Origin of the sequence: Mycobacterium sp. 852002-51971_SCH5477799-a (assembly GCF_001667145.1) — a bacterium.
GTDB lineage: Bacteria > Actinomycetota > Actinomycetes > Mycobacteriales > Mycobacteriaceae > Mycobacterium.
On the sequence record NZ_LZIF01000005.1, the window covers coordinates 71315 to 83234 of the forward strand.

At 66.5% G+C, this 11920-nt stretch carries 15 protein-coding genes; 7 read left to right on the forward strand and 8 right to left on the reverse strand.

The window, feature by feature from the left end; all coding sequences use genetic code 11:
• Window positions 1-151: 151 nt before the first annotated feature.
• Complete coding sequence (locus A5753_RS00405; RefSeq protein ID WP_082971106.1) at window positions 152-1021, forward strand: aminodeoxychorismate lyase; 870 nt, start codon at window positions 152-154, stop codon at window positions 1019-1021.
• A 261-nt stretch (window positions 1022-1282) separates the two neighbouring features.
• Here A5753_RS00405 and A5753_RS00410 read toward each other — a convergent pair whose 3' ends face one another.
• The 7 genes from A5753_RS00410 to lmeA form a co-directional block, all read right to left on the reverse strand.
• A complete protein-coding gene (locus A5753_RS00410) occupies window positions 1283-1948 on the reverse strand; it encodes an FABP family protein (protein WP_231989946.1) in 666 nt (221 codons plus the stop codon).
• A gap of 190 nt (window positions 1949-2138) precedes the next feature.
• Window positions 2139-2441, reverse strand: a complete 303-nt coding sequence (locus A5753_RS00415; RefSeq protein WP_007777644.1) for a DUF1416 domain-containing protein — start codon at window positions 2439-2441, stop codon at window positions 2139-2141.
• 1 nt (window position 2442) lies between these two features.
• Window positions 2443-3276, reverse strand: coding sequence for a sulfurtransferase (locus A5753_RS00420; RefSeq protein ID WP_067121861.1), 834 nt, complete (start codon window positions 3274-3276; stop codon window positions 2443-2445).
• A 36-nt stretch (window positions 3277-3312) separates the two neighbouring features.
• Entirely contained in the window at window positions 3313-3783 is a 471-nt protein-coding gene (locus A5753_RS00425; RefSeq protein WP_067121864.1) for a DUF4395 domain-containing protein, read from the reverse strand.
• A 103-nt stretch (window positions 3784-3886) separates the two neighbouring features.
• Window positions 3887-4000 (reverse strand): putative leader peptide, encoded by a 114-nt coding sequence (locus tag A5753_RS25120; protein ID WP_369829277.1) that lies wholly within the window; start codon window positions 3998-4000, stop codon window positions 3887-3889.
• A 5-nt stretch (window positions 4001-4005) separates the two neighbouring features.
• Complete coding sequence (locus A5753_RS00430) at window positions 4006-4425, reverse strand: thioredoxin family protein (protein WP_067121867.1); 420 nt, start codon at window positions 4423-4425, stop codon at window positions 4006-4008.
• Complete coding sequence (gene lmeA / locus A5753_RS00435) at window positions 4422-5234, reverse strand: mannan chain length control protein LmeA (protein ID WP_067121870.1); 813 nt, start codon at window positions 5232-5234, stop codon at window positions 4422-4424. The genes A5753_RS00430 and lmeA overlap by 4 nt, the downstream gene beginning before the upstream one ends.
• 177 nt (window positions 5235-5411) lie before the next feature.
• Here lmeA and A5753_RS00440 point away from each other — a divergent pair, with 177 nt between their 5' ends.
• The 6 genes from A5753_RS00440 (at window position 5412) to pstB (ending at window position 11188) form a co-directional block, all read left to right on the forward strand.
• A complete protein-coding gene (locus A5753_RS00440) occupies window positions 5412-6185 on the forward strand; it encodes a response regulator transcription factor (RefSeq protein WP_067121873.1) in 774 nt (257 codons plus the stop codon).
• Window positions 6182-7117 (forward strand): mycothiol synthase, encoded by a 936-nt coding sequence (mshD, locus tag A5753_RS00445; RefSeq protein ID WP_067121876.1) that lies wholly within the window; start codon window positions 6182-6184, stop codon window positions 7115-7117. Before A5753_RS00440 ends, mshD begins: the two co-directional genes overlap by 4 nt.
• A 162-nt stretch (window positions 7118-7279) precedes the next feature.
• Window positions 7280-8401 (forward strand): phosphate ABC transporter substrate-binding protein PstS, encoded by a 1122-nt coding sequence (gene pstS / locus A5753_RS00450; RefSeq protein WP_067121991.1) that lies wholly within the window; start codon window positions 7280-7282, stop codon window positions 8399-8401.
• Window positions 8402-8452: 51 nt separating this feature from the next.
• Window positions 8453-9487 carry a phosphate ABC transporter permease subunit PstC gene (gene pstC, locus A5753_RS00455; RefSeq protein ID WP_369829278.1) on the forward strand — a complete coding sequence of 345 codons (1035 nt, stop codon included), beginning with the start codon at window positions 8453-8455 and terminating at the stop codon, window positions 9485-9487.
• A complete protein-coding gene (gene pstA / locus A5753_RS00460) occupies window positions 9484-10398 on the forward strand; it encodes a phosphate ABC transporter permease PstA (RefSeq protein WP_067121881.1) in 915 nt (304 codons plus the stop codon). The genes pstC and pstA overlap by 4 nt, the downstream gene beginning before the upstream one ends.
• A 13-nt stretch (window positions 10399-10411) precedes the next feature.
• A complete protein-coding gene (gene pstB / locus A5753_RS00465; protein ID WP_067121883.1) occupies window positions 10412-11188 on the forward strand; it encodes a phosphate ABC transporter ATP-binding protein PstB in 777 nt (258 codons plus the stop codon).
• A 17-nt stretch (window positions 11189-11205) separates the two neighbouring features.
• On the opposite strand, the gene phoU is transcribed toward pstB, so the two are convergent.
• Entirely contained in the window at window positions 11206-11874 is a 669-nt protein-coding gene (gene phoU / locus A5753_RS00470; protein WP_067121885.1) for a phosphate signaling complex protein PhoU, read from the reverse strand.
• Between the last annotated feature and the right edge of the window lie 46 nt (window positions 11875-11920).

Genomic DNA, 11920 nt, shown 5'->3' on the forward strand with positions numbered 1-11920 from the left:
TACGAACGGGCGGGCGCTCCTCACCAGTGTGAAGTTGGCTTCACACTGGACGCCGAATGTGCGGCCAGCTTCACGTTCGCGGGGAGCGTCGTGCGCCGCACTCGCGGACCCCATTGGATTAGGCTTTCCGTCCATGGCCGGTCAGACGGGTGTGATCGTCACCCTGGACGGCGAACTGCATTCGCCGGACGCGCCCCTGCTGTACGCCGACGACCTGGCAGCGGTCCGCGGTGACGGCGTCTTCGAGACGCTGTTGGTCCGCGACGGCAGAGCCTGTCTGATCGAGCCGCATCTGCAGCGGCTGACGCAGTCGGCCGCCTTGATCGACCTGCCCCAGCCCGATCTGCCGCGATGGCGAAGCGCGATCGAGGTAGCCACCCGGCACTGGTGCGCCGGGGAGGCCGGCGAGGGAGCGATGCGGTTGATCTACAGCCGCGGTCGCGAGGGTGGTTCGATACCGACGGCCTACGTCATGGTCAACGCCGTCCCCGAACGGGTGACCGCGGTCCGCCGTGGCGGGCTGGCGGCGATCGCGCTCGACCGCGGGCTGCCCGCCACCGCAGTAGACGCGATGCCGTGGCTGCTGGCCGGAGCCAAAACCCTGTCCTACGCGATCAATATGGCGGCCCTGCGCCATGCCGCCCGCGAGGACGCCGGTGACGTGATCTTCGTCAGCACGGACGGCTACATCCTGGAAGGCCCGCGCTCGACAGTGGTGATCGCCGCCGCCTCGGAGACGCCCGACGGCAATCCGTGCCTGGTGACACCGCCGCCGTGGTATCCGATCCTGCGCGGCACCACCCAGCAGGCGCTGTTCGAGGTGGCCAGGAACAAGGGCTATGACTGCGACTACCGGGCGCTGCGCGTCGCGGATCTGGATGCCGCCCAAGGTGTTTGGCTGATCTCGAGCATGACCTTGGCGGCCCGCGTGCATACCCTTGACGGCCGCCCGCTACGGCCCTCACCGATGGCGGCCGACTTCGCCGAACTGATCGACGCCGCCATCGTCAGCGATCGCTGAGCGCTGAATTCTGTTGTCGGCTGGCTGATTTGCCGGTACGGTCGGTCGTACACAAGAAGGGAGGTGGTCCGCGAAATTGATAGCTTCATGGACATGTGAGGTGGCTGCGCGCTAGCAGCAGTGGCTCGGAAGAGCTGGCGTCAAAGCCGCGCTAGCGAATTCCCCGCAGTCACCCGGCCCCCGAGCTTCCGGTTTTTGTCCGACCAGGAATACGGCTCGGGGGCCGCTCCATATCTGGAGGGCGTACGTGACATCGCGCTACTAGCCGACGAAGCGGGACAGCCGCGCCGAGAGATGCGGCACCAAACCGCCGTCGGCGTCCACCCGCTCCTCGACGTAGGCCAGGTCACCGCCCTCGACGATGCCGTAGAGGCGTTTGGCGCCGCCGACCAGCACGCCCGACCTGCTGCGGGCCAGCGCGTCGGTGACCAGTTCCCACGACGACTGGGTCAGGGGGCGGCCATAGAACAGTTCGACGTAGCCCGCCGAATGGGCCAACAGCAGTTCGATCGCGTGGGATTCAGTGGGGTCGTCGGGATCGGTGACGAAACGCCAGAAGCCGGTCTCACGCAAGCCGCGTTCTTGGTACTCGCCCGTCTCGCTGAGCCGCCAGGAGCGGGCTTCCCAGTTCAGATAGTCGCCGCCGTCGTGCGACACCACGATCTGCTGGCCGAACCGGTAGTCACCGTCGTGCCCACGGCCTTCGCCTTCGCCCCGCCACACGCCGACCAGCGGCAGCAGCGCCAGCAAGGCATCGCTCAGATTCGCACCTTCGCGCAGGTTCGCGGTGTCGGTGGGTAGGGGCAGGTCATCGTAGGACGGGATGTTGCGGCCGGCGGTCAGCTTCGCGCGCTCAGCGGCGGCGGCCACCGCCCGGTCACCGGAGCCGGCGGAACTCACCGGTTCGTCGGGGGTCACCTGCGCCACTCCTCCCCATCGCTGCGCTCTGGATCGTCGCCGGCGGGGGTCACGACTCGTCGGTGATCAGCCGATAGAGGGTGTACAGGGCGAACCATGAAATCACCACGACCGCCACAACCAGCATGATCTCGAAGAACAGCACCACGGGGACAAGTCTATTCGTCCCGCGGCGTCCCCGTCGGGGACGGCTGGCGGGTCAGGCGATCTTGACGTCGACCTCGTGGATGCCCGCACCGGACGGCGCCACCACGGCGTCGCCGTTGCCGGCCTTCGACAGGGCGCGCAGGGTCCAGGATCCCGGTGCGGCGAAGAACCGGAAGTCACCGGTGGCCGAGGCCACCACCTCGGCGGTGAACTCGTCGGAGGAGTCCAGCAAGCGGACGAACGCGCCACCCACTGCCTGACCCTCGCCGTCCACGACGCGACCGGTGATCACCGTTTCCTTCTCCAGGTCGACGCTGGCGGGCAACGTCAGTCCTTGTTTCGGTGCAGAGCACATATCAGCTTCCCAACTCGATCGGGGCACCCACCAGGGAGCCGTATTCCGTCCAACTGCCGTCGTAGTTCTTCACATTCCGATGCCCGAGCAATTCATAAAGAACGAACCAGGTGTGCGACGAGCGCTCGCCGATGCGGCAGTAGGCGATCGTTTCCTTGCTGCCGTCCAGGCCGGCGCCGGCGTAGAGCTTGGCCAGCTCTTCGTCGGACTTGAAGGTGCCGTCCTCGTTCGCGGCCTTGCTCCACGGCACGTTGATGGCGCCGGGGATGTGACCGGGCCGCTGGCTTTGCTCCTGCGGCAGGTGCGCGGGCGCCAGAATCTTGCCCGAGAACTCGTCGGGGGACCGCACGTCAACCAGGTTCTTGACGTTGATGGCCGCGAGCACGTCATCGCGGAACGCCCGGATGCTGTTGTCCGGCGCGGCAGCGGTGTACGACGTCGCCGCCCTGCTGACGGGGTCGCTGGACAGCGCGCGTCCGTCGAGCTCCCACTTCTTGCGACCGCCGTCGAGGAGCTTGACCTTCTCATGGCCGTACAGCTTGAAATACCAGTAGGCGTAGGCGGCGAACCAGTTGTTGTTGCCGCCGTACAGGATCACCGTGTCGTCATTGGAAATTCCCCGCTCGCTGAGCAGCTTGGAGAACTGCTGAGCGTCGACGAAGTCGCGTTTGACGGGGTCCTGCAAGTCGGAGCGCCAGTCCAGCTTGATCGCGCCGGGGAGGTGGCCGGCATCGTAAGCGCTGGTGTCTTCGTCGACTTCGACGAAGACGACGCCTGACGCGTCGAGATTGCTCTCAGCCCAGTCGGTGGAGACCAGGACGTCGGAGCGTGCCATGGAGTGGATCCTTTCAATCGCTTTTGTTACAGCAGGTCAGGTGGGACGCGCGGGGCGTCGGAAACGGGCCACCAGCGGATAGAGCTGGCAGCCCAGGCAGATGCCGAAGGCCGCATTGAGGAACGCGGCCGCCAGGGCGGCCGCGGTGGCGATGACGCCGAACAGGACGGCGCCGGTCGCGAACCCGACCGTTCCCAGCACCGCGAAGATCAATCCGACGACTTGGGCGAACTTCAACGGCGCGGTCGGTTCGCGATCTTGGACCGGGCCTAGCCGCCGCGCGACGACGGTGGCGAAGATTCGGCCGTACGGATGCTTGCGCGGTCCCCCGACCGCGCCGATGGCGAAGATGACGGCCTGGACGGCCAGAATCACCGCGGCGACCAGCGGATTCACCGCCGACACGACCAGCGCCAGCACCAAGACTGCGGTGGTGACCCAGGCGGCGAATCGCGGTCCGCGCACGTCGACCAGGTCCGGCTGCGTGGTGGTGGTGTTGTTTGGCAAGGACTACTCCTCGATACCTTCGTTGCTGACGGAGACGACGAATGGAGACGTGCCACGGTCTGGATTCCGGGCCGCTCCGAGTGCTACGCGAAAGCGCGGCTACTCAGCAGCAACAGCAACAACAACAGCCCGCGGTGCGGCACAGCTCAACTGCGCGACGCTCGGTGAGCATGGGCTCGAGGCGGGCTGACACGTCGGTCAGCTTACCCAATGACACCGTGGTCAAGCCAACAGCGGTTTCAGCGCGGACGCCAGGTCGGCGGCGTTGGGCACTCCGGACGTGCGGTATCGCTGCCTGCCGTCGACGTCGAAGATCAACGTGGTGGGCAGGGACAGGACCGAAAACCGGCGCGCGGTCTCCGGATTTGCGTCCAGGTCGACCTCGACGTGCGCCACATCGGTCAGGTCGTCGCAGACCTGCTCGACGACCCGGCGGACCCGGTCGCAAGGTCCGCACCACGGCGCGCTGAAATGCACCACCGTCGGTCCGCTGCGGGAAAGCCCCAGGGCCGCGATGTCGGCGTCGCTGCCCTGCTCCGGCTGGGCGTCGACTTCCCGGATTCGTCCGGAGCGCCGGGTCAACAACCACCCGGCCAGGGTTGCCGCGGCAAGCACCGCGACGGTCACGACGATGACGGTCATGACTGCTTGAACCCGTCAAGGGTCACGGTTACTCCACGGGCGATGCCTTCGATGATGACGTCGGAGCCCCGGGCCCCCTCGGCGGTCGGCGCGACGCCGAAGGGCAGCCGCTGATTGGGCAGCCTTCCGCTGAAGGCATGCAGCACCGAGTCCTGTTTGTCCGCGGGCACCGTCTGGCTGGCCGTGTCCGACCCGGCGAGGACGCCGGTCGGGGTGAACACCAACGTCGCCGGGTCATCCGGGGCGATGGAAAGGTCGACCGAGACGCTGACCCGTCGATCGAAGCCCGCCGATTTGGGTGTCCCGGTGAACACGAGCCCGTGGCTGTCCGAGATGCCCGACGCAGTGACACCGCCGGTGGAGGTATTGGTTTCCTTGGGTGGTGCCTCGACCATCAGGTCGCTGATGCCCATGAACCGGCCCAGGTGGGTCGAGTCGATGATGATCCGGCTCTCCAGCTTGCCCACCGCGAGCTTCGCGTCGGGGCTGATCAGCCACGACGCCTGGGCGAGATTCACCGAGTACATCGTGGCTTCCAGCGTGGCCCTGCCGGTCCTCGCGTGGTCGACGGCGTTGGCCTTGATCTCCACCTGGCTGTAGTTGCCGCGCATCGCTTCCGGAATGAAGGGAAACGCCACGATGGCCACGAACGGGTCGGTGCCCAGCTTGGTCGCCTTACGGACGCTGGACGACAGCCGGTATTCGGCATAGATGCTGGTCCCATAGTCGACGCCGATGGCGCCGAGGGCGAGGACCGCAACCAGGATCGCCGTCACGGTTCCAGCAATCAGCACCTTGCGCACCCGCATATTGTGGCGTAACACCGCAGGGCCCCTGCGCGCCGGACCTCTGGTGGCGGGGCTCACACTGGATCGTCCACCACGCGAAAAACCCAGGTGACACGTTATCGTTATACGACCTGGTAACCGTCGCTTAATGGCGTTGTGAATTTGGGAGATGCCGTTCCCCCGAGTTGGAGGGGCTAGTTGGAGCTACTACTGCTTACCTCGGAGCTTCATCCCGACCCGGTCTTGCCGTCGTTGTCCTTGCTTCCGCATACCGTCCGGACGGCGCCGCCAGAACCCTCATCGTTGCTCGAGGCCGGGACCGCGGATGCGGTGATCGTCGACGCGCGCACCGACTTGTCGTCGGCTCGCGGCCTATGCCGCCTGTTGAGCACCGCCGGCCGGGCGGGGCCCGTGCTGGCCGTGGTGAGCGAGGGCGGGCTGGTTGCCGTCAGCCCGGACTGGGGTCTGGACGAGATCCTGCTGCCCACCACCGGGCCCGCCGAGGTCGACGCGCGGCTGCGGCTGGTGGTCGGCCGCCGCGGCGGACTCGCGGACCAAGAGAGCGCCGGCAAGGTCAGCCTGGGGGAGTTGGTGATCGACGAGGGCACCTACACCGCCCGGCTGCGCGGTCGCCCGCTGGACCTCACTTACAAGGAATTCGAGTTGCTCAAATATCTGGCCCAGCATGCCGGGCGGGTATTCACGCGGGCGCAACTGCTGCACGAGGTGTGGGGATACGACTTCTTCGGCGGCACCCGCACCGTGGACGTGCACGTGCGCCGCCTGCGGGCGAAACTCGGTCCGGAGCACGAGGCGCTGATCGGCACCGTACGCAATGTGGGTTACAAGGCCGTCCGCCCCGCGCGCGGCCGCACGCCGGTTGCCGAGCCCGATGACGCCGACGGGGCCGCATCCGAATCCGAATCGCAGGACGTCCAAGACCCGTTGGTCGATCCGTTGCACACACAGTGACGTCGCCCGACTGGCGCCGGGCGCTGACCGGCGAAGAACAGCAGGGCATACGCGAACTTGTCAGTGCGGCAACCGAATTCGATGGAGTCGCCCCCGTAGGTGAACAGGTACTACGCGAGCTCGGGCATGACCGCACCGAGCATCTGCTCATCACGAATCCCGCGTCGCCCGGCGAAGCGATCGTTGGTTACCTCAACCTGAGCCCGCCACGCGACGGCGAGACCGGCATGGCCGAACTCGTCGTACACCCCGATGCGCGTCGGCGCGGCATCGGGGCCACACTGGCACGCGCTGCGTTAGCCAAAACCGGTGCAGGCAACCGCTTTTGGGCGCACGGCACGCTGGAGCCGGCGCGTGCGACCGCGGCCGCGCTGGGCCTGACCCCCGTGCGGGAACTGATGCAGATGCGACGCTCGCTGCGCGGCCTGCCCGACACCGTGCCGTCGGTGCCCGGGGTGAAGATCCGCACCTACGAGGGCGGCGCCGACGACGCCGAGCTGCTGCGGGTCAACAACGCCGCGTTTTCCTACCATCCCGAACAGGGCGGCTGGACGGACGTCGAGCTGGCGGAGCGCCGTAACGAACCGTGGTTCGACCCGGCTGGCCTGTTCCTGGCGTTCGACGACTCCGGCGGCGATCAGGCCGGCAAGTTGCTGGCCTTCCACTGGACCAAGGTGCACCTCGATCGGCCCGGCCTGGGCGAGGTGTACGTGGTGGGCGTCGATCCCTCGGCGCAGGGCCGCGGTCTCGGGCAGGCGCTGACCGCCGTCGGCATCGACTGGTTGGGGCGTCGCCTGGCCGACGCCCCCGAACCCACCGTGATGCTCTACGTGGAGTCGGACAACGTCGCCGCGGTGCGCACCTACCAGCGCTTGGGATTCAGCGTCCACAGCGTCGACACCGCATACGCGGTCGTACCCGCGGCCAACTGACCGCGGGTACGAGCTTCAACCCGGATCGCTAATCTGGTCCTGGCCACCGAGACGTTGCTGCGGGCCGCGTCGGCGCGAATTTCGCCGGCGCTTGGCAACCTCACACGGGAGATGGCCAGCGGCGCCCACATGCGTCCGGAAAGTGTCAGGAAAGCGAGATCGGTGAGGCTCGACAGGCGAAGCAGGGCACTGGCCGCCGTGGCGTTGGTGACGGCGCTCGTCGCCGGAGCACTGACCGCCTGCGGTAGCGATGAGAACCGCCGCGGGGCCGCGGGGCCCAGCTCCGGCGTCACCGGAACGGCCGGGTGTGGTGGCAAGGACAAGCTGACGGCGGAGGGCTCGACCGCCCAAGAGAACGCGATCACGGTGTTCAACCAGGTGTGGGGCCAGTACTGCCCCAGAAAGGGTCTGGCCTATAACCCAACCGGATCCGGCGCCGGCCGTGAGCAGTTCATCGCCGGACATGTCGATTTCGCGGGCGCGGACTCCCCCTTGGTCGCCGACCAGATCGGGCCCGCCGCCAAGCGCTGCGACGGAAACCCCGCGTGGGACCTGCCGATGGTCTTCGGCCCGATCGGGATCGTCTACAACCTGCCCGAAAATCCGGACCTGGCGATCAACAGCGACGCGCTGGCCAAGATTTTCACCGGCAGGATCACCGCCTGGAACGACCCGATCCTGGTGGCGCTGAATCCGGGCACGCAGCTACCCGACACCAAGATCACGCCGATCTACCGGACCGACTCGTCGGGAACCACCGACAACGTCCAGAAATATCTGACCGCGGCCGCGCCGCAGAGCTGGTCCAAGGGAGTCGGCACGGAGTTTCAGGGCGGTGTCGGCGAGGGCGCCGCGAAGTCGGCGGGCATCATCCAGGCGGTGCGGGCCACCCCGGGCGCGATCGGATACGTCGAGAAGGCCTTCGCCGACCAGGCCCACATGCCGTACGCCAAAATCGCCACCCGCGGTGGCGTCATTCCCCTGACCAACGAGACCGCTGGGAACGCCGTCAACGCGGCCAAATTCCTGGCCGAGGGCGACGACCTGGTGCTCGACCTCAACGCCATGTACGGCTCCGAGGAACCGGGCGTCTACCCGTTGCTGCTGGTCACCTACGAGATCGTGTGCTCAAAGGGTTACGACGCCCAGACGTCGGCGGCCGTCAAATCGTTCCTCGCCGTGTCCGCCAGCACCGCGCAGGGCGAACTTGCGAAGGCCGGGTACGTGCCGTTGCCGGATAAGGTCAGGGAACGACTGGTTACGGCCATCAATGCGATGCAGTAACCGAGTGCATCGGGTTGCGAGGAGTGACAACAGACCTGTGACGGGATCACCGTGACAACGCCGAATCCCATCGACGCGGGTTCGGGTGCGGTTGTCGCCGCGCCGTTTCCGGACAAGCAGGCCACACCCACCAGCCCCTGGGGAGAGGGGCGGCCTCATGTGGCCGACCGGATCTTCCGCTGGCTCGCGCAATCCTCGGGCGTCGTCATCATCGTGGTCATCGCCGCGATCGCCACGTTCCTGCTCGGACGCGCGATACCGGCTCTGCACCGCAATCGGGAGAACTTTTTCAGCTACGCCGGTGTATGGGGCACCACGGACACCTCGGCGATGCACTTCGGCATCGCCACCCTGGTGCCGGTCACCGTGTTCGTGTCGCTGTTCGCGTTGGTCCTGGCCATGCCGGTCGCGCTGGGCGTGGCCATCTTCATCACTCAATACGCCCCGCGGCCGGTCGCCACGCCGCTGGCCTACTCGGTCGACCTGCTGGCCGCGGTGCCCTCGATCATCTACGGAGCGTGGGGACTGTATGTGCTGGCGCCGCAGCTGCGGCCCGTCGCCACCTGGCTCAATCGCTCGCTGGGCTGGTGTTTCCTGTTCGCCAACGGCAATGCCTCACCCGCCGGCGGGGGAACCATCTTCACCGGCGGCATCGTCCTGGCGGTGATGATCCTGCCGATCATCACCGCGGTCACCCGCGAAGTGTTCGTCCAGACGCCACAGGACCAGATCGAGGCCGTGCTGGCGCTCGGGGCCACCCGCTGGGAAGTGGTCAAGACGGTAACGCTGCCGTTCGGGCGGTCGGGCTATGTCAGCGGGTCGATGCTGGGGCTGGGCCGCGCCCTCGGTGAGACTGTGGCGTTGCTGATCATTCTGCGGGGCACCCAATCAGCCTTCGGGTGGTCGCTGTTCGACGGCGGCTCCACCTTTGCGACCAAGATCGCAGGCGCCGCAGCCGAATTCGATGACCGGTACAAGGCCGGCGCGTACATCGCCGCCGGGCTGACGCTCTTCGTGCTCACCTTCGTGGTCGACGCCCTGGCCCGCGGCGCCGTCGCCGGGGCGGGACGACGGGGGGCCCGATGACCTCGATGCTGGACCGGCCCCTCAAGCCGCGGACGTTCTCGCCGGTCAGCTGGCGCCGTCGTACCACGAACTACGTTGCGGCCCTGCTGGTTTCACTATCGTTACTGATCGCTGTGACGCCGTTGGTGATGGTGTTGTGGTCGGTGGCCGTCAAGGGTTTCAAGGCGGTCGCGTCAACTGTGTGGTGGACGCACTCGCAAGCCGGGATGACGGCGTTCGTGACCGGGGGTGGCGCCTACCACGCGCTGGTCGGCACCGTCCTGCAGGGGGTGGTATGTGCCCTCATCGCCGTCCCGCTCGGGCTGATGGTCGCGATCTATCTGGTCGAGTACGGCGGCGGCACCGCGCTGGGGAGACTGGCGTCGTTCATGGTGGACATCCTCAGCGGTGTGCCGTCAATCGTTGCCGCGCTGTTCATCTACGCGTTGTGCGTGGCCATGCTGGGACTTCCCCGGTCGCAGTTCGCGGTATCGCTGGCGCTCGTCTTGCTGATGCTCCCGGTGATCGTGCGCGCCACCGAGGAAATGCTGCGAATCGTCCCGGTGGACCTTCGCGAGGCCAGTTACGCGCTGGGCATCACCAAGTGGAAAACCATTGCGCGGGTAGTGATTCCCACCGGATTGTCCGGCATCGTCACGGGGATACTGCTGGCGATGGCCAGGGTGATGGGCGAGACGGCGCCGCTGCTGATCCTCGTCGGTTACGCACAATCAATGAACTTCGATATCTTCAGCGGGTTCATGGGGACGCTGCCCGGCATGATGTTCAACCAGACGACGGCCGGCGCGAGCCTCAATCCCATCCCCACGGATCGGTTGTGGGGTGCCGCATTAACCCTCATCCTGGTGATCGCCGTCATCAACATCGCGGCCCGGGTGATAGCGAGATTTCTGGGCACCAGGAAGTCATAGGCAGGAGCAGTAAGTGGCCAAACGGTTGGACCTCAAGAGCGTCAACATCTACTACGGATCGTTTCACGCGGTCGCGGATGTGACGCTGTCGGTTCTGCCCCGCAGCGTGACCGCGTTCATCGGCCCGTCGGGTTGCGGCAAAACGACGGTGCTGCGCACGCTGAACCGGATGCACGAGGTGGTGCCCGGCGGACGGGTCGAGGGCAGCGTGCTCCTCGACGACGAAGACATCTATGGCGCCGGAGTCGATCCGGTCGGCGTGCGCCGGGCCATCGGGATGGTGTTCCAGCGACCGAACCCGTTCCCCGCCATGTCGATTCGCGACAACGTGGTGGCCGGCCTGAAATTGCAGGGGGTTCGCAATCGCAAGGTGCTCGACGAGACGGCAGAGTATTCGCTGCGCGGGGCGAATCTGTGGGATGAGGTCAAGAATCGGTTGGATCGGCCCGGCGGTGGATTGTCCGGCGGGCAGCAGCAGCGCCTGTGCATCGCGCGGGCGATCGCCGTACAACCCGATGTGCTGCTGATGGACGAGCCGTGTTCGGCGCTGGACCCGATCTCGACGATGGCCATCGAGGAGCTGATCAGCGAACTGAAGCAGGACTACACCATCGTCATCGTCACCCACAACATGCAGCAGGCGGCGCGGGTCAGCGACTACACGGCGTTCTTCAACCTGGAAGCCGTCGGAAAACCAGGTCGGCTGATCGAAGTGGACGACACCGAGAAGATCTTCTCCAACCCGAGCCAGAAGGCGACCGAGGACTACATTTCCGGCCGATTCGGCTAGCCCGATGGGGTGTTCGCCTACTGGGAGGCGGGTTTCGCTTCTTCCTCGGGAAGTCTGCCGGTCGCCTGGAAGATGACTCGCCGGGCCACCTCGACGGCGTGGTCGGCGAAACGCTCATAGAACCGGCCCAGCAATGTCACGTCGACGGCCGCCGCGACGCCGTGCTTCCATTCACGGTCCATCAGGACCGAGAACAGATGCCGGTGCAGGTCGTCCATGGCGTCGTCTTCTTCGCGAATCCGGGCGGCCTTCTCCGGGTCGCGCGACAACACCACCTCTTGCGCGCTGTTGCCCAATTCGACTGCAATGCTGCCCATTTCGGCGAAATAGCCATTGACCTCTTCGGGTAAGGCGTGCTGGGGATGCCGGCGACGGGCGATCTTGGCGACGTGCAGTGCCAGCGCACCCATCCGGTCGATGTCCGCCACCATCTGAATCGCACTCACAATGGCCCTCAAATCGCCGGCCACCGGCGCCTGTAAAGCCAGTAGCACGAAGGCGCTTTCTTCGGCGCGCGCACTCAGTACGGCGATGGCCTCGTGATCGGAGATGACTTGTTCGGCTAGCACCAAGTCGGCTTGCAGCAGAGCCTGGGTGGCGCGCTCCATAGCGATTCCTGCCAAGCCGCACATCTCGCCGAGGCGCTCGGATAACTCCGAGAGTTGCTCGTGGTAGGCGGTCCGCATATCACCAAGGGTACGGTCTCCCCGCCCGAAAAGGGCGGCGGAACGC

What these genes read in the sequence shown, in the direction of transcription:
- A5753_RS00415 (WP_007777644.1), bottom strand. Translation starts at nt 2,441, where the DNA reads ATGTGCTCTGCACCGAAACAAGGACTGACGTTGCCCGCCAGCGTCGAC.
- A5753_RS00420 (WP_067121861.1), bottom strand. Translation starts at nt 3,276, where the DNA reads ATGGCACGCTCCGACGTCCTGGTCTCCACCGACTGGGCTGAGAGCAAT.
- A5753_RS00430 (WP_067121867.1), bottom strand. Translation starts at nt 4,425, where the DNA reads ATGACCGTCATCGTCGTGACCGTCGCGGTGCTTGCCGCGGCAACCCTG.
- lmeA (WP_067121870.1), bottom strand. Translation starts at nt 5,234, where the DNA reads ATGCGGGTGCGCAAGGTGCTGATTGCTGGAACCGTGACGGCGATCCTG.
- pstA (WP_067121881.1), top strand. Translation starts at nt 9,484, where the DNA reads ATGACCTCGATGCTGGACCGGCCCCTCAAGCCGCGGACGTTCTCGCCG.
- phoU (WP_067121885.1), bottom strand. Translation starts at nt 11,874, where the DNA reads ATGCGGACCGCCTACCACGAGCAACTCTCGGAGTTATCCGAGCGCCTC.